Source organism: Kibdelosporangium persicum, from assembly GCF_013280595.1.
Classification (GTDB): Bacteria; Actinomycetota; Actinomycetes; order Mycobacteriales; family Pseudonocardiaceae; genus Kibdelosporangium; species Kibdelosporangium persicum.
The window spans coordinates 157,918-174,174 of sequence record NZ_JAAATY010000012.1; the positions used below are offsets into that span (position 1 = coordinate 157,918).

The window sequence follows — 16,257 nt, forward strand, 5'->3', positions numbered from 1 at the left end:
GTGCCTACCGATCCTGCCGCCGGACAACGCGTCCGACCGGTCCACGAGTCGGGAACACCGGTTCCACCGCCGGCGTGCGAGGCCCGACTGCCTTGACTGTACCCCAGATCCGCGCCGCCGCCCGGCTGGATCGCACCAGTTCACCCGGTGATTCGCGACGAATCGGGTTTCGCCGGGCGCGCGGAGCCGGGCATGCCGTATTGTGGAGACATCGAAGGCTTGTCGCACGCCAGTGGCACTGCCTGACCCTCCTACCACGGCGGCGCGTCGCGCCGGCTTGGCGAAACGACTGGGCCACGGGCCCATTCGCAGCCGACCGTGCTCCACCCCGCTGTCCCAGCCGGCGAATCACATCGAGGCGATTACTTAGTGACCACAACCGCCCCTGTCCGCAGTGTCCTCAAAAACGCCCCCAAACCGATGTTGTCCCATCGTGCCTCCCGCGCGGAACTGGTGACCATCCGGGCATTCCTGATCATCCCGTTCGTGGCGCTGGTCGCGGCCGTGCCGTTGGTCTGGGGATGGGGCATCACCTGGGCGGACCTGACCGTCGCCGCGGTGTTCTACGTGGTGTCCGCACTGGGCATCACCGTCGGTTACCACCGTTACTTCACGCACGGCTCCTTCAAGGCCAACCGTCCACTGAGGATCGCGCTGGCCATCGCGGGCAGTTTCGCGGCACAGGGACCGGTCATCAGCTGGGTGGCCGACCACCGGCGCCACCACGCGTTCTCCGACCGGGAAGGCGACCCGCACTCGCCCTGGTTGTTCGGCACCTCGCCGGCGGCGCTGGCGAAGGGGTTCTGGCACGCGCACATGGGCTGGCTGTTCGGCCGTGACCGCACCAACATCGACCGGTTCGCGCCTGATCTGGCCGCCGACCGGGCGCTCAGGGTGGTCGACCGGCTCTTCCCGCTGTGGGTCTCGTTGAGTGTCCTGTTGCCCGCCGTGCTCGGTGGTGTGCTGACGATGTCCTGGTGGGGCGCGCTGACCGGATTCCTGTGGGCAGGGCTGGCGCGGGTGGCGTTCCTGCACCACGTCACCTGGTCGGTCAACTCCGTCTGCCACATGATCGGCGAACGCCCGTTCGCCAGCCGGGACAGGTCGGCGAACTTCTGGCCGCTGGCGATCCTGTCGATGGGCGAGTCGTGGCACAACACCCACCACGCCGACCCGACGTCCGCCCGGCACGGTGTCCTGCGTGGACAGATCGACATCTCGGCACGGCTGATCTGGTTCTTCGAGAAGCTGGGCTGGGCCCGCAACGTCCGATGGCCGACGGCGCAGCGGCTGGCCAGGCTGGCCCAGCCGGCAACCACACGACCTGAAGGGGCCTGACGATGCCCACACCACGGTATTCCCAAGCCGACAGCCAGTCCGACAGCAACGCCGCGAGGCTGGGCAGGGCCCGCGAGACGCAGGCACACAACGAGCTGCTCCAGCAGGCCAGGGCGTTGCGCAGGGTTGACGACCACGCCATCGACTCGCAGGACCACGCGATGCTGACCGAGATGCTCGGGCTCAGCGGCAGCAGGACGGCCGACACCCGGTCGCGTTACGTCGGGCCGCTCAACTGACGACACATCGTCCTGAAAGGACACCCGCCATCAGCTCGAGCACGCGCGACCGGACAGGCGACGCCCTGTTCAGCCACGAGGACCGCACCAGCCGCTCGCCGTCCACTGCGGACTCGGCCGCTGACTCCAGCGCGGCCGGGACTGTCTTTCTGGAGGCGTCCCGGTCGGAGCAGGACGTCGACGACGTCCAGCCGACACACGCGGCGGCGCCGCCACGCGACCCGTTCAGCCCGTCGAGCCGACGTCCCGGGGCGGAACCACGATGACCGAAACGGCGGCACGCGGCAGCGACTTCGCCGAACTCGCCCGGCAGATCAACGAGGCCGGGCTGCTGCGGCGCCGGCCCGGCTACTACGCACTGAGGATCAGCGCCAACGTCGTCGCGCTCGGCGCGGGCGTGGCCGCGTTTGTCATGCTCGGCGACTCATGGTGGCAGTTGGTCACCGCGGCGTACGTCGCGATCGTGCTGACGCAGTTCGCCTTCATCGGCCACGACGCGGGACACCGGCAGATCCTCGGCAGCCGCCGGGGCAACGACCTCATCGGTCACATTCACGGTGCCCTGACCGGAATCAGCTACGGGTGGTGGGTCAGCAAGCACAACCGTCACCACGCCAACCCGAACCACGAGGACGCCGATCCCGACATCGACATCCCCGCCCTGGCCTTCAGTGCCGAGCAGGCCGGCTCGAAACGCGGTGTGCTTCGCTGGATCGTGAAGTACCAGGCGTTCCTGTTCCTTCCGTTGCTGATGACACAGGCCGTCATGCTACGGGCCGGCAGCATCAACGCCATGGTGCGGCGAGAGCTCAAGTCCGTCGCTTTCGAGGTGGCCCTCCTCACCGTCCACTTCGCTGCCTACTTCACGGCGTTGTTCCTCGTGCTCTCCCCCGGGAAGGCGGTGTTGTTCATCGTCGTGCACCAGGCCGTCATGGGTGTGTACCTCGGCTGTTCGTTCGCACCGAACCACAAGGGCATGCCGATCATCGCCGCCGGCCAGAAGGTGGACTTCCTGCGCAAGCAGGTCCTCACCTCCCGCAACATCTCCGGGGGCCGGTGGGTCGACTTCCTGCTCGGTGGCCTCAACCACCAGATCGAGCACCACCTGTTCCCCAGCATGCCGCGCACGAACCTGCGTCGTGCCCAGCCGCTCGTCCGCGCTTACTGCGCGCGGCACGGAATCCCCTACACCCAGTGCTCGATGCGGGCTTCTTATGCCTGGGTTCTCCGGCACCTGCATGAGGTCGGCGGACCCTTGCGCCGTAACGAACGTCTTGTTCCCCTGAACGAACAGGCCTAGGTCGTGTTTCAAATGCCCGATCGCGATAGCCGGGCCGGATGCGGCCCCTGACGCCACCGCGGGACCGCCCAAAGACAACCAGTATTCGCGGCGATCCCGCGGCGACGCCAGGAACCGCCCCACCGAGCCGATTCCGGCCTCCGGCCGGGGCAGACTCTCATCGACCGGGACATTCGAAACACGACCTCGCGCGCGGAACTTCGGCTGGCCACTGGTGGTTTCACACTCCCGCTGCCCGCCGGCGGAGCGCCTGGGCTTCGTCCAGTGCCGCGAACTCCCCGGTGTGCTGGTACTTCGTCTCCAGCACCGTTGCCAGGTCCCGCATCAGTTCCGCGCTCTTCGGCGTTGCCGCGACCGCGCTTCGCAGGCCGTCCACCACCGAGTCCACGAGGACCATTCGCTCTTGGTAGTCGGCCGGGATGGAGGCCAGGCAGGCCAGTGCCAGCTCCGCGACCTCGGGTGCCTGTCGGTGGTCTCCGTTGTACTGCAACCAGAGTCCTGTTGCCGTGCACACCGTTCCGCGTAGCAGTGGTTCTTCTGTCACGGCGTACAGGTCGCTTCCGGCCGTCACCGCGTCGTCGAGATCGTCGAGGTCCCGGGTGGCCGCGAAGCGGAGCGTCAAGGCCGACACGAGCAGGCCGCGGAAGTCCGCCGGGGCGGACGGGTCGTTGTCCAGCAGGTCCTCCAGCCAGGCGATCAGCTCGTCGGCGACGTCCCGGTCGCCGTCGAGCTGGAGGGCATGGTGCAGTGCGAGGGCCAGGCCCATCGCGTTGTGCAGCCGCCTTTCCGGATCCACGCCTGGCATGTGTGCCGCTTCGCGGAGGAAGGTGAGCGCCTGATCGAGGGTCGCCCGGTCGCCCGTCTGCTGGTATTCCGCCCAGAGGCGGTCTCCCTCGTTCGACGCGGCTCCGGCGCGCAGGGCGTTCGTGGTGTGGCCGGAGCGGTCGAACATCTCGGCCAGCATCTCGGGCACCTGCTCGGGGCGGTCACGGTGGACGTGGATCATCAGGTCGATCGTGCGCTCGAAGTCCGGCGTCGGTTCTCCGTTGGCCGTTTCGCCCCAGCGGCACCAGTAGAGGCCGCCGACGAGATAGCACACCTCGGTGTCACGCGCGGGATCTCCGACGAGCGCCAGCAGTTCCTCCGCCTCCCGCACCGCCGCCTCTTCGAGGATCGGACGGGTGTCCCCCGTCGTGGTGTAGCGGTTGATGCGGGCAGCGATCGCGTCGAGCAGTTCATCCTTGCGCATGCCGGTCAGCTTTCCTTACGGAGCAACGACGTCAGCTGCTCACCGGCTTGCGGGGTGAGCACCTCCGGACATTCGACGCCCATCGCGGCCGCCAGGTTCCGGCCGTGCACGTCGACAGTCGATTCGACCAGGTCGGCGAATGTCGTTCCGGTGCCGCGACCACGTAGCCATCCAGCGACCACGGTCGCGGCTCCGGCCACGAAGAGCGGCCACGACGCGAACCCGAGCACGAAGTACGCCACGCCCCACGCCACCAGGCGGGTCGACGAGGCGAACTCGGCGCGAGCTGCCTGGAGGACAAGCCGGGACTCCTCCGGGATCACCAACCACAGCCGTGGCCACGCGGACGCCAGGTCGAGGTGGTACGTGGACAGCACGCGCAGGTCTGCCGCGCCGATCCGGTCGCCGAGCCAGAACACGCGACGCGGTGGTGTGAGCCCGACGCGGTTGCGGGCCAGCGCGAGCCGTTCGGCTTTCCTGGCCAGCTCCGGCGCGTCCGCTGAGCCGCTCACGTGTGCCCGCCCTGCCGCCAGGAGTGCCGTTCGATAGCGCTCGTCCGCAGCCTGCCAGCGTCGTAGCCGGCGGCGTGTGAGCACGCGCGTCACCGAACGGTGCGCGTCTGCCAACCAGATCCGTTCGACCAACGAGCCAAGTGCCCGCACCACGATGCCGACAAGCGCGGCACCGGCAGCCAGCCCGATCAGCACCACCAGGATCGTCCCGGTGTTACGGGTGGCCGGGCTCGCCGCCAAGGCGTTGATGTCCCTGGTCAAGGCACTCGTGTTCACGCCGTACCGGACCGCCGCGACCGCCACCACGAGGTAGAGCGCGCCGGGCAGGACCAGCAGTTGCAGCCACCGTTCGGCGAGCTTGCCGCCAAGGGTTTCCAGCAGCTTGGTCACGGGCGCAGCCTGACCCGCTCAAGCGGCCTGCCGAACACGGCACACACGTGGTCCTCGTCGGGCAGCGCGACCCGTCCGCACAGCTTTCCCGGGCAGCCGAGCACCTCCAGCACCGGGTGGCCGCCGAGACCAGGTACCCGCACGTCCATGGCCCGAGACGTGCCCAGGCCGCCGGCGTATCCGGCGCGCATGAGCTGATCGTCCAGGTCGTCGAGGCTCTCGGCCACGGCGTCCGGGTCCTCTCCCGCGCGGAGCCGCTCGACGATCGACATCGCCAGGGCGCGGAGCGGCCCTTCTTCGGCCAACGGACCGCCGTCCTGTTCCAGCCGTGTGCACAACAAGGCCAGCTGTCCCTGCGCCTCAGCGTTCACCTTTGCCCTTCGCCGGGGTTCGTTGCCGGTCGTCAGGGTAGCGTTCCAGGGTGTTCGAGCGCGTGCGGAACAGGGTCAACCGTTACCTCGACAACGGCGATGTCCAGGCAGTACTCGATCCCGCCGCGGTGCGGGACGCCTCCGCCGCGCTGGACGCCGCGGGCGGCGATCCGGCGGTTGACCACGCCGTCGGCCTGCTGTACCTGTGCCGTCACGACGCCCGGGGCGTGCCCCGCAGCACGCGGGATCTTCGCCAGGCGGCGTTGTTGCTGGTCCCGCTGGCCGATCAGATCCCGCCGGGGGTGCTCGAACAGCTGCGTCGCGCCGGAACGACCGCCGAGGAGTGGCACGACCAGGGCATCGACCTGTTCGAAGCCGGCTACCCGGACGAAGCGGTCGAACTGCTCGAGGACGCCGTCGCCGCGGCTGCGCCGGAGTCCGCTGACCAGGTGATGTACCTGAAGAACCTGTACGTGCTGCTGCGTGCCGTCGACCGTGACATCACGGAGTTGATCGACCTCGGTGACCGGATCGTCTGGATCACCAGCGGCGACCTCGCCGAGTACCTGCCCTTCGCCGCCGTGTTCGGCGCGGATCTGCACCGCTGTTACGCCCAGACCCGCGACCTGGCCAAACTGGAGCAGGCGATCGGCACGCTGCGGCACGCGTCCGAACTGTTGCCGGACAGCGACCCCAACAAGGTCGCCGCCACAGCGAGCCTGTGTTCGGCGCTGGCGGACAAGTTCCGGGCCGCCGAAGACGCGGCAGCACTGGAGGAAGCCGTCAGCGTCGGCCGACGTGGGCTCACCACGTTGTCCGAACGCGACCGCAACTACCCCGGCCTGCTGGACACGACCGCGGACGCCGCGCACAAGCTGGGCGAGCGCACGGGCGACCGGTCACTGATCACCAAGGCGATCGCCTTGCGGCGACGCGGTCTCACCCTGCTGGCGTCCGATGATCCACAGCGTGCGACGGCGGTGAACAACCTCGTCGCGAGCCTGTTGCAGGGCGACAGCGGCCTGGCGGCCCTGCGGGAGGCCGTGGAACTCAGCGCGGAAGCCGTGCGTGGTGCCGCCACCGCTGAGGTCCGTGTCGCGGCGCTGACCAATCACTGCGAAGCCCTGCGCCGTCTCTGCGAAGCCACCGGCGACGAAACCGCCTTGCGCCAGGCGATCGAGTCGGGACGGCAGGCGCACGAGCTCGGCGGCAGCGGAGTCGGCTTGGCGCTGGCCCTGCACCGGCAGTTCGACCGGTCCGGCGACCTGGCGCACCTGGAACGGGCCATCGGGCTGCTCCGCGAAGCCGTGGCGAAGAAGCAGAACGCCACCGCCCTGCATGTGCTGAGCACGGCGCTGCTGAAACGCCATGAGATCACCGGCGACACCGTGTCGCTCGACGAGGCCGCGGAAGCCGGCAGGCGTGCGGTCGCGGCGCTTCCCGAGGGGCACGTGGACCGGGCGAACCATCTCAACAGCCTGGGCACGGTCCTGCTGAGCCGGTTCGACCGGACCGGGGTCCGGCCGGTTCTCACCGAGGCGATCGAGGCGTTCCGTGCGGCTGTTTCCGCGACTCCACAAGGACATCCGTATCGGGTGGGGATGCTGCACAACCTCAGCAACGCGGTGAACCGGGCCTCGGACGTGGATGGGGCCATCGAGTTGTTGCGGGAAGCGCTCACCATCGCGGAGCCCGGGAGTGCCCAGGAGTCGTCCTGCTGGAACGACCTGGGCATCCTGCTGCGGAAGCGCTACGACGGCACTGGAGACGTGGCGTTGCTCGACGAGGCGATCAGCCTGCTGCGCAGGGCGGCGGACACCGCCTCCCCGGCGAGCGCGGCACGGCCACGGCGGTTGAGCAATCTGGCGTTCGCGGTCATGCGGCGGCCAGGCCGCGAACCGGAGGCCGCCGCGATGTTCCAGGAAGCGGCGCTGTCGCCGTTGGCGCCGACCCGGGATCGGGTCACCGACGCCTGGGAATGGGGCCGGGCCTGGGCGGCGATCGGCGACTGGGCTCGTGCCCTGGCTGGATACGAGCAGGCGGTGGCATTGCTGCCGCGGATCGCGTCGCACGGCGTGGCACGCCGGGATCAGGAACACGGTCTCGGCCTGTTCGACGGCCTCGCCGCCGAAGCCGCCGCCTGCGCCTTGACCGTCGGCGATCCGGCGAAGGCCGTACGGCTGCTCGAACAAGGCCGTGGTGTCCTGATCGCACAACAGCTCGACCCGGGCGCGGACCTGATCACGTTGCGCGCCCAGCATCCCGATCTCGCCGACGCCGTGGCCAGGCTGCGCTCGGAACTGCAGCCGACGCCCACTGAAGCCACTGGCGACTGGCTGGCCAACGCGGGCCAAGAGGCTGACCGCAGGCACCGGGTGAACCGGGAATGGAATGACTTGATCGCGCGGATCAGGGCCCTACCCGGATTCGCCGACTTCCTTGACGTGCCCACGTTCGACGCACTGCGCGCCGTGGCCGTCGGCGGGCCGATCGTGCTGATCAACGTCAGCCGGTACCGCAGTGACGCCCTCATTCTGACCAGCGATGGCATCGACGTGGCCGCATTACCCGCGATCACGCCCGAAATCGTGGCCGGGCGGGCGGCCGACTTCCACCGCGCCCTGCGCGTCGCCCAGATCCCCGGACCGGACGAGAAAGCCGCTCAGGGTGTGATCACCGGAACCCTGGAGTGGCTGTGGGACGCGCTGGCGAAGCCAGTACTGGACACAATGGACAGTGTGCGCCGGGTCTGGTGGTCACCGACCGGGCTGCTGGCGTTCCTGCCGTTGCACGCCGCCGGGCGGGACGGGGATTCCTTGCTGGACAAGGTGGTCTCGTCCTACACGCCCACGGTCCGCGCACTGCGCCATGCACGCGCCCGCGCCGCGGCAGCCACGACGGAAGGCCTGCTGGCCGTCGCCATGCCCGAGACACCCGGCGCCACGCCACTCCCCCGCTCGCGGCGTGAGGTCGAGCAGCTCGACGCCACGGTCCGGCTCATCGGGCCGGAAGCGACAGCCGAGCGCGTGCGAGCCGAGATGCCCCGGCACGCGCACGTGCATTTCGCGTGCCACGGCATCAGTGACCAGGACGAACCGTCCGCGGGACGGTTGCTGCTGCACGATCACCTGGCGGATCCGTTGACCGTGCGCAGCATCGCCCGGCTGAACCTCAGCGGCGCCCGGCTGGCGTACCTGTCGGCCTGCCAGACCTCGCAGGGCGCCGAGCGGCTGTCCGACGAGTCCGTGCACATCACCTCGGCGTTCCTGCTGGCGGGCTACCCGGAAGTGATCGGCACGCTGTGGGAGGTCAACGACCGCGTGGCCGGCCGGATCGCGCTGGATGTCCACAGTGGCCTGTCCGCCGGCGCCGCCGAGGCCTTGCACGCGGCCGTGCTGCGGTGCCGTGCCGACTATCCCGGCACGCCCAGTTTGTGGTCCGCGCACATCCACACCGGCGCCTGACTTCGATACTTTCGAAACGCTCCAAGGCTTTTCGCAACCTTGACTGGTCGCGTTTATCGGCTTACATTCCGAAAGCCGTCATCAGCTCAGCCGAAACTTTCGAACCCCTGCCTCGCGACGTTTCCGCGGGCCGAGTGATGACTTGGAGGACGTGTTGTCAAGAAGATCACGATACGCACTGGCGCTCGCCGGATTGCTCGGTGCGCTGGTGGTCACGCCCGGTGTCGCCCAGGCCGGAACCACCCTGGGCGCTTCCGCGGCGGAGAAGGGCCGCTACTTCGGTGCCGCGGTCGCGGCGCACAAACTGGGCGACTCCACGTACGTCGGCATCCTGAACCGCGAGTTCAACATGGTGACGCCCGAGAACGAGATGAAGATCGACGCCACCGAACCGAACCAGAACCAGTTCACGTTCGGCAACGCCGACCGGATCGTCAACCACGCGACCTCCCGAGGGATGCGCGTGCGCGGCCACACGTTGGCGTGGCACTCCCAGCAGCCGGGCTGGATGCAGAACATGAGCGGAAGCGCGCTGCGGCAGGCCATGCTGAACCACGTGACCCGGGTGGCCTCGTACTACCGCGGCAAGATCCACTCGTGGGACGTGGTGAACGAGGCCTTCGCCGACGGCAGCAGCGGCGCGCGGCGTGACTCGAACCTGCAGCGCACCGGCAACGACTGGATCGAAGCGGCCTTCCGCGCCGCCCGCGCGGCCGACCCGAACGCCAAGCTCTGCTACAACGACTACAACACCGACGACTGGACCCACGCCAAGACGCAGGCCGTGTACCGGATGGTGCAGGACTTCAAGAACCGTGGCGTGCCGATCGACTGCGTCGGCCTGCAGTCGCACTTCAACAACAATTCGCCGTACCCGTCGAACTACCGCACAACCCTGTCGAGCTTCGCCGCGCTCGGCGTGGACGTGCAGATCACCGAACTGGACATCGAGGGCGCGTCGCCGACGACGTACGGCAACGTGGTGAAGGACTGCCTCGCCGTCGCCCGCTGCAACGGCATCACCGTGTGGGGTATCCGTGACAGTGACTCCTGGCGTGCCAGCCAGAACCCGCTGCTGTTCAACAACAGCGGTGGCAAGAAGCCCGCTTACGACGCCGTGCTCAGCGCGTTGAACAGCGGCGCTCCCGGCGCGCCGAACTGCAGCGCCGGGTACGTCGGGCTGACCTTCGACGACGGGCCGATCAGCGGCACCACGACCCAGTTGCTGGGCGCACTGCGGTCGGCGAACCTGCGGGCGACGTTCTTCAACACGGGCCAGCGGGTGCAGCAGAATCCAGCGCTGGCCCGCAGCCAGGTCGACGCCGGGATGTGGATAGGCAACCACAGCTTCACCCATCCGCACCTGACGCAGATGTCCGCGTCGCAGATCACCTCCGAGCTGACCCAGACACAACAGGCCCTGCAACAGGCGACCGGTCAGACACCGCAGCTGTTCCGGCCGCCGTACGGCGAAACGAACAGCACGGTCCGGCAAGTCCAGTCGCAGCTGGGCCTGACCGAGGTGCTGTGGACGGTCGACTCGCGTGACTGGGACAACGCCAGCACAGCTCAGATCGTGCAGGCCGCGTCCTCACTGCAGGCCGGCGGGATCATCCTGATGCACGACGGCTACCAGTCGACGATCAACGCCATCCCGCAGATCGCCGCGAACCTGGCCAGCCGCAACCTGTGCGCCGGAATGATCTCGACCAACGGGCAGGTCGTCGCCCCGGGCACGCCGCCGGGCAGCGGGTCCTGCACGGCCACCTACCGCACCTCGCAGCAGTGGGGTGACCGCTTCAACGGCGAGGTGACGGTCCGGGCGGGCGAGTCGGCGATCACCAGCTGGACCGTGACCGTCACGCTCACGTCGCCGCAGCAGGTCTCGACCACCTGGAACGGCACGCCGACCTACAGTGGCAACGTGATGACCATGAAGCCCAACGGCAACGGCAATCTCGCGGCCAACGCCTCGACGACGTTCGGTTTCACGGTGATGGCCAACGGGCAGTGGGCACAGCCGTCCGTTTCGTGTCAGACGCCCTGAGCCTCCCGGTGAACCGGTTGTGATCGGCAGGCGTAGTGCTGGGCATGCCAAGACTCAGACGGACAGGCCTCGTGCTCGCGATGGCCGCCCTGTTGCCCGCCATGGTCTCGCCTGCCAGCGCTGATGTGACAGCCGATGTGACAGCCGGGCGCAAAGCCGTACCACTCGACCAGGTACGAGTGGTCACCACCGAGGTGGCCACGGGCCTGGTGCGTCCGGTCGCTATGGTCGCCGCGAACGACCATAGCGGCCGGATGCTCATCGCCGAGAAACGTGGCACCGTGCGTGCCTATCACCCCAAGGACGGTCTGGCCGCGGACCCGGTGCTGGACATCAGCGACCGGGTGAACAGCGTCGCGAACGAACGCGGCCTGCTCGGCATCGTCCCGGCACGGGACTTCGCCAGGTCGTCCCAGGTCTACGTGACCTACACCCGGCTGGCGGACGGCGCGCTGACGCTGTCGCGCGTCAAGCTCGGTGATCCCGCCAGCGAACAGGTCCTGCTCACGCAGGATCACTCGAAGTTCAGCAACCACAACGGTGGCCAGCTCGCGTTCGGCCACGACGGCTATCTGTACTGGAGTCTCGGGGACGGCGGGAGCGGCGGTGATCCGGACGCGAACGGCCTGAACCTGGGGACGTTGCTCGGCAAGATCGTGCGCATCGACGTCAACCGGTCCTGCGGCGAGCTGCCTTACTGCGTTCCGCGGTCGAACCCGTTCGTCAAGACCCCTGGGGCGCGCCCGGAGATCTGGGCGTACGGTCTGCGCAACGCCTGGCGGTTCTCGATGGACGCCCTCGACGGCTCGCTGTGGATCGCCGACGTCGGCCAGGGCGCGTACGAGGAAGTCAACCACGCCAAGGCGTTCCGCGGCGGCCTCAACTTCGGCTGGTCCTGCAAGGAAGGACCGGTCGTGTTCAACGAGTCCCGGTGCACGCCGGGCGCCGAGTACACCGACCCGGTGTTCAGCTATCAGACACGTGTCGACGGTTGTGCCGTGATCGGTGGCCACGTCTACCGGGGCCTGCGACACGCGCGCCTCGCGTTCGGTACGTACGTGGCGACCGACTACTGCTCGGCGAACGCGTGGGCGGTGCGCAAGAACCGTGACGGCACGTACACCAACGCACGGATCGGCCAGTTCCCGGCTCAGGTCAGCTCGTTCGGAGTGGACCGGTCCGGTGAGCTGTACGTGGTCACCGACCGCGCGGGCCAGCTGTTCCGCGTCGGTTTCGAACAAACCCCCAGCTAGCCCCTCGTGAGTGTTTATCGGCGTTCTAACCCTGATAAACACTCACGAGGTGTGTTTGGCGACTTCGGTGCGCAGGACGGGGATGACCTCGGCGGTGAACCAGGGATTCTTGTTCTGCCACCGGAAGTTCAGTGGTGACGGGTGCACGAGCGGGAGTACGCCGGGCAGGTAGTCCTGATAGGACCGGACGGTTTCGGTGAGGCTGGGCTTGATCCGGTCCTTCAGGTAGTGTTTCTGCGCGTAGGCGCCTACCAGCAGCGTCAGCCGGATGTCCGGCATCCCGGCCAGGATCCGGGGATGCCACCGGGGCGCGAAGTCCTTGCGCGGCGGCAGATCCCCGCTCGTTCCCTTACCGGGGTAGTAGAAGTCCATCGGCAGGATGGCGAACAGGCTCGGGTCGTAGAACTGCTCGTCGGTCACGGCCAGCCACTCGCGCAGCCGCACGCCACTCGGATCGTCGAACGGCACACCGCTTTGCTGGGCACGCCAGCCCGGCGCCTGTCCGATGATCACGATCCTGGCTTCCGGCCCGGCCTGGTAGACGGGCTGGAAGCCCTGCTCGGTGGCCCAGGCGTTGGCCGGGTCGGCCATCAGTTCCCGCCGGATGCGCTTCAGGCTCAATGCTGCTCCTTGGTGCGACGCAACAGCCAGTCCCGGCCGGTGTCGATCAGGGCGTACCGGACGGCGCCGTCCCGGCCGTGCAACGTGAACAGAATGCGCTTGTCGTTCCGGTCGTGCTCCTCCCACCAGCCGATGTCGGCGATGGACTTGTCCGCGTCCTCATAGGTGAGATGATCCATCGTGTGGTCCGGAACCGCGACCGCGAGCCGGTTCTCCCCCGGCTCACGCGGCAGGCCACGCGGTACGGCCCATGACCGGAGCACACCATTATCCTCCAGCCGCAAGTCGAAGTGTGGCCTTGGCTTACGGTGGTCGTGCAGGACGAACGCGGGCCGGTTCATCTTTGAACCTTATTTCCCCGCCGTGCGTAGCATGCAGGCATGGCCAAGACGCTTGCTCCCGTGAAGCCGGTGACAGCGGTCGGTTATCTCCTCGCCGCAACTGTCGTCGCGTGCCTCGTCAACATCGGCATCGCCGCCCTCGCCCACGCGGCGGGGGCATCAGAAGACTTCGAGCCACTCACCATTGGCGCGTATGTGACGTACACCGTGGTCGGCATCATCGCCGGCACGATCGGCTGGGCGCTGGTGCGCCAACGGGCCGAGAACCCGCGGGCGGTGCTGCGGTGGCTGGTGCCGACCGTCGTCGTGATCTCCTTCATCCCGGACGTGGCGATGTTCTTCGTCCCCGACTTCCAGCCCAACGCCAACGCGGTCGGGATCATCGCCCTGCTCGTCATGCACGTGGTGGTCGCGGTGTGCGCGGTCGCGGCCCTGGTTCGCGCGCTGCCGATCGACCGGCAACCGGCTTAGCTTCTCGATTGTCCGCGACCTGGCCTGCCCCGCGTCGCCCGGCCTGACCAAGCCGGTGGCGGCGAGAACTCGCCACCACGGCGAAAAACCGCCATGCCATGGCGTTGCCGGAAAGCGGTGACGCCCGCAGAGTGGCGTCCGCCGTTGTCATCGAGCGCTGGGAGTGGGAAGTGACCTCGGTAGCGGGAAAGGTGAGGAGATCGCAATGAGCCGAGACCCGGACGCGGGAGTCCAGGCGATCGAGTTGCCCGACGGCACGTCGGCCTGGTTTGTCACGGGCTACCAGGAGGCCCGGCAGGCGCTGTCGGATCCGCGTCTGTCCAAGGTGCTCAAGGCCGAGGAGCTCGGGCTTGATCCAGAGCTCGCCAGTGCGATGTTGCGCATGATGCTGTTCCTCGATCCTCCGGACCACACGCGCCTACGCCGGTTGATCTCGGCCGCGTTCACCCCTCGCCGCGTCGAAGCTCTGCGACCGCACATCGAGCGGATCGCGGCCGAGATGCTTGACGCGGTCGCCGGCCACGAAACGGTCGACCTGGTGGAGACGTTCGCCTATCCGCTGCCCCTGCAGGTGATCTGCGAGCTGCTTGGTGTGCCGGTCGAGGATCGCGCCGAATTCCGGACCTGGTCCGCCATCGTGGCCGCCGGTCCCGCCCGGCGGCACGAGCAGCCCGAAGCGTTGGCGAAGCTGTTGACCCGTATCCGCGCCTTGCTGGCCGACCGGGCCGCTCGCCCTGGCGACGACCTGCTGGGCGATCTGCTCGCGGTGCGCGAGGAGGGTGATCGGCTGTCCGAGGACGAGCTGACGTCCATGGTGTTCATGCTGGTGATCGCCGGCCATGAAACCACTGCCCACCTGATCGGCTCCGGCGTGTTCGTCCTGCTCGACGACCGGGACCGCTGGCTCCGGCTGCGCGACGAACCCGAACTGCTGCCGGCCGCCATCGAGGAGTTCATCCGGTACGAGCCGCCGATCGCCGTCACGACGCAGCGCACCGCCACCGAGGTGGTCGAGCTCGGCGGTCAGTCCATTCCGGCCGGTTCACGGGTGATGGTCCGGCTCGCGGACGCCAACCGGGACGGAACTCGTTTCCAGGACGCCGACGAGGTTCGGCTACAGCGTGCGCAGAATCCGCATTTGGGTTTCGGGCACGGCATCCACTACTGCATCGGCGCTCCGCTGGCCCGTCTCCAGGCACAGATCGCTTTCACCGCACTGATGACTCGGTTCCCCGGCCTGGAACTGGCCGTCCCGGCCGGGGAGGTCGGCTGGCGATCCGACTTCCAACGTGGCGTCACGCGACTGCCGGTCCGGCTTCGCCCCGCTGCCCCTCAGCGCCCAGCGCGCGGTTGAGCCGCAGGAACTCCGTTTCACAGGGCGATGTTGATGTGCCTGCTCCTCCCGGTCGCGGAGCAGGCACATCGGGCACGTCTCACAGGCCGATCGCTTGCCTGAGGGCGTCGGCGCGGTCCGTGCGCTCCCACGGCAGATCCAGGTCCGGGCGTCCGAAGTGGCCGTACGCCGCGGTCGGCGCGTACAACGGCCGCAGCAGGCCCAGGTCGCGGATGATCGCGGCCGGCCGCAGGTCGAACACCTCGGTGATGGCCTGCTGGATCTTGCTGGGGTCGATCGTCTCGGTGCCGAACGTCTCCACGAACAGGCCGACCGGCGCGGCCTTGCCGATCGCGAACGCCAGCTGAACCTCCAGACGGGACGCGAGACCGGCGGCGACAGCGTTCTTGGCGACCCAGCGCGTGGCGTACGCGGCGGAACGGTCCACCTTGGACGGGTCCTTGCCGGAGAACGCGCCGCCGCCGTGCCGCGCCATGCCGCCGTACGTGTCCACAATGATCTTCCGGCCGGTCAGGCCCGCGTCCCCCATCGGGCCGCCGGTCACGAAGCGGCCGGTCGGGTTGACCAGCAGCCGCACGTTGGACGTGTCCAGGTCCAGGCCGGCCAGCTCGGGCTGGACGACGTACTCGTTGATGTCGACCGCGAGCAGCTTCTCCAGGTCGATGCCTTCGGCGTGCTGCGAGGACACGACCACCGTGTCCAGGCGGACCGGCTGGTCGCCCGCGTACTCGATGGTCACCTGGGTCTTGCCGTCCGGCCGCAGGTAAGGCACCACACCGTCCTTGCGGACCCGGGTCAGCCTGCGGGACAGCCGGTGCGCCAGCACGATCGGCAACGGCATCAGCTCGGGAGTCTCGGTGCAGGCGTAGCCGAACATCAGGCCCTGGTCACCGGCGCCCTGCCGGTCGATCTCGTCGTCGGTGTTCTCCACACGCGCCTCGTAGGCGGCGTCCACGCCCTGCGCGATGTCCGGCGACTGCGCGCCGATCGCGACGTTCACCCCACAGGAGTTGCCGTCGAAGCCCTTGGCCGACGAGTCGTAGCCGATGTCCAAAATCGTCTGGCGCACGATACCGGGGATGTCGACGTAGGCGTTGGTGGTCACCTCACCGGCGACGTGCACCTGACCGGTGGTCACCAGCGTCTCGACCGCGACCCGGCTGGCCGGGTCCTCGGTGAGCAGTGCGTCCAGAATGGAGTCACTGATCGCGTCGCAGATCTTGTCGGGGTGGCCCTCGGTGACGGATTCGCTTGTGAACAACCTGGATCGCATGGCTCTCCCTCTGTGTCCGGCGTGGCGGTCGTAG

The 16,257-nt window shown here is 68.4% G+C and carries 14 protein-coding genes and 1 pseudogene; 9 read left to right on the forward strand and 6 right to left on the reverse strand.

Going from position 1 to position 16,257, the window contains the following annotated elements:
- Positions 1-420: 420 nt before the first annotated feature.
- The 3 genes from GC106_RS22420 to GC106_RS22430 all read left to right on the forward strand — a co-directional run bounded on the left by GC106_RS22420 (position 421) and on the right by GC106_RS22430 (position 2,877).
- A complete protein-coding gene (locus tag GC106_RS22420; protein WP_173134248.1) occupies positions 421-1,338 on the forward strand; it encodes an acyl-CoA desaturase in 918 nt (305 codons plus the stop codon).
- Positions 1,339-1,340: 2 nt separating this feature from the next.
- Positions 1,341-1,577: a hypothetical protein gene (locus GC106_RS22425; RefSeq protein ID WP_173134006.1), complete on the forward strand. Its 237-nt coding sequence runs from the start codon at positions 1,341-1,343 to the stop codon at positions 1,575-1,577.
- Positions 1,578-1,839: 262 nt separating this feature from the next.
- Positions 1,840-2,877, forward strand: a complete 1,038-nt coding sequence (locus GC106_RS22430) for a fatty acid desaturase family protein (RefSeq protein WP_173134009.1) — start codon at positions 1,840-1,842, stop codon at positions 2,875-2,877.
- 220 nt (positions 2,878-3,097) lie between these two features.
- On the opposite strand, the gene GC106_RS22435 is transcribed toward GC106_RS22430, so the two are convergent.
- From GC106_RS22435 to GC106_RS22445, 3 genes are read right to left on the reverse strand one after another with little or no spacing between them, the layout of a single operon-like run.
- The gene (locus GC106_RS22435) at positions 3,098-4,126 is read right to left on the reverse strand and encodes a hypothetical protein (RefSeq protein ID WP_173134012.1); all 1,029 of its coding nucleotides are present in this window, start codon (positions 4,124-4,126) and stop codon (positions 3,098-3,100) included.
- A gap of 5 nt (positions 4,127-4,131) precedes the next feature.
- A complete protein-coding gene (locus GC106_RS22440) occupies positions 4,132-5,028 on the reverse strand; it encodes a hypothetical protein (protein ID WP_173134015.1) in 897 nt (298 codons plus the stop codon).
- Positions 5,025-5,399, reverse strand: coding sequence for a hypothetical protein (locus tag GC106_RS22445; protein WP_173134018.1), 375 nt, complete (start codon positions 5,397-5,399; stop codon positions 5,025-5,027). The genes GC106_RS22440 and GC106_RS22445 overlap by 4 nt, the downstream gene beginning before the upstream one ends.
- A gap of 62 nt (positions 5,400-5,461) precedes the next feature.
- Here GC106_RS22445 and GC106_RS49385 point away from each other — a divergent pair, with 62 nt between their 5' ends.
- The 4 genes and pseudogenes from GC106_RS49385 to GC106_RS22460 all read left to right on the forward strand — a co-directional run bounded on the left by GC106_RS49385 (position 5,462) and on the right by GC106_RS22460 (position 12,163).
- On the forward strand, positions 5,462-8,863 hold the full coding sequence (locus GC106_RS49385; protein WP_173134021.1) for a CHAT domain-containing protein: 3,402 nt from the start codon (positions 5,462-5,464) through the stop codon (positions 8,861-8,863).
- A 142-nt stretch (positions 8,864-9,005) separates the two neighbouring features.
- Positions 9,006-10,373 (forward strand): annotated as a pseudogene (locus GC106_RS22455) (endo-1,4-beta-xylanase); the annotation flags it as partial.
- 189 nt (positions 10,374-10,562) lie between these two features.
- On the forward strand, positions 10,563-10,910 hold the full coding sequence (locus tag GC106_RS47995; RefSeq protein ID WP_246366622.1) for a cellulose binding domain-containing protein: 348 nt from the start codon (positions 10,563-10,565) through the stop codon (positions 10,908-10,910).
- Positions 10,911-10,954: 44 nt separating this feature from the next.
- A complete protein-coding gene (locus GC106_RS22460) occupies positions 10,955-12,163 on the forward strand; it encodes a PQQ-dependent sugar dehydrogenase (protein WP_173134026.1) in 1,209 nt (402 codons plus the stop codon).
- A 42-nt stretch (positions 12,164-12,205) separates the two neighbouring features.
- On the opposite strand, the gene GC106_RS22465 is transcribed toward GC106_RS22460, so the two are convergent.
- Both GC106_RS22465 and GC106_RS22470 read right to left on the reverse strand, forming a co-directional pair.
- Positions 12,206-12,784 (reverse strand): uracil-DNA glycosylase family protein, encoded by a 579-nt coding sequence (locus GC106_RS22465; RefSeq protein ID WP_246366573.1) that lies wholly within the window; start codon positions 12,782-12,784, stop codon positions 12,206-12,208.
- Complete coding sequence (locus GC106_RS22470; protein WP_173134030.1) at positions 12,781-13,125, reverse strand: DNA polymerase ligase N-terminal domain-containing protein; 345 nt, start codon at positions 13,123-13,125, stop codon at positions 12,781-12,783. The genes GC106_RS22465 and GC106_RS22470 overlap by 4 nt, the downstream gene beginning before the upstream one ends.
- 39 nt (positions 13,126-13,164) lie before the next feature.
- On the opposite strand from GC106_RS22470, the gene GC106_RS22475 reads away from it, so the two are divergent.
- Entirely contained in the window at positions 13,165-13,596 is a 432-nt protein-coding gene (locus GC106_RS22475; protein ID WP_173134033.1) for a DUF6069 family protein, read from the forward strand.
- Positions 13,597-13,801: 205 nt separating this feature from the next.
- Positions 13,802-14,950, forward strand: coding sequence for a cytochrome P450 family protein (locus tag GC106_RS22480; protein ID WP_173134036.1), 1,149 nt, complete (start codon positions 13,802-13,804; stop codon positions 14,948-14,950).
- 79 nt (positions 14,951-15,029) lie between these two features.
- Here the strand turns inward: GC106_RS22480 and metK are convergent, their stop codons facing one another.
- Entirely contained in the window at positions 15,030-16,223 is a 1,194-nt protein-coding gene (gene metK / locus GC106_RS22485; RefSeq protein WP_173134039.1) for a methionine adenosyltransferase, read from the reverse strand.
- Between the last annotated feature and the right edge of the window lie 34 nt (positions 16,224-16,257).

Excerpts from the sequence above, each read along its gene's own strand:
- GC106_RS22480 (WP_173134036.1), top strand. The coding sequence starts at position 13,802 with ATGAGCCGAGACCCGGACGCGGGAGTCCAGGCGATCGAGTTGCCCGAC.
- GC106_RS22475 (WP_173134033.1), top strand. The coding sequence starts at position 13,165 with ATGGCCAAGACGCTTGCTCCCGTGAAGCCGGTGACAGCGGTCGGTTAT.
- GC106_RS22420 (WP_173134248.1), top strand. The coding sequence starts at position 421 with ATGTTGTCCCATCGTGCCTCCCGCGCGGAACTGGTGACCATCCGGGCA.
- GC106_RS22430 (WP_173134009.1), top strand. The coding sequence starts at position 1,840 with ATGACCGAAACGGCGGCACGCGGCAGCGACTTCGCCGAACTCGCCCGG.
- GC106_RS47995 (WP_246366622.1), top strand. The coding sequence starts at position 10,563 with ATGATCTCGACCAACGGGCAGGTCGTCGCCCCGGGCACGCCGCCGGGC.
- GC106_RS22470 (WP_173134030.1), bottom strand. The coding sequence starts at position 13,125 with ATGAACCGGCCCGCGTTCGTCCTGCACGACCACCGTAAGCCAAGGCCA.
- GC106_RS22460 (WP_173134026.1), top strand. The coding sequence starts at position 10,955 with ATGCCAAGACTCAGACGGACAGGCCTCGTGCTCGCGATGGCCGCCCTG.
- metK (WP_173134039.1), bottom strand. The coding sequence starts at position 16,223 with ATGCGATCCAGGTTGTTCACAAGCGAATCCGTCACCGAGGGCCACCCC.
- GC106_RS22435 (WP_173134012.1), bottom strand. The coding sequence starts at position 4,126 with ATGCGCAAGGATGAACTGCTCGACGCGATCGCTGCCCGCATCAACCGC.
- GC106_RS22425 (WP_173134006.1), top strand. The coding sequence starts at position 1,341 with ATGCCCACACCACGGTATTCCCAAGCCGACAGCCAGTCCGACAGCAAC.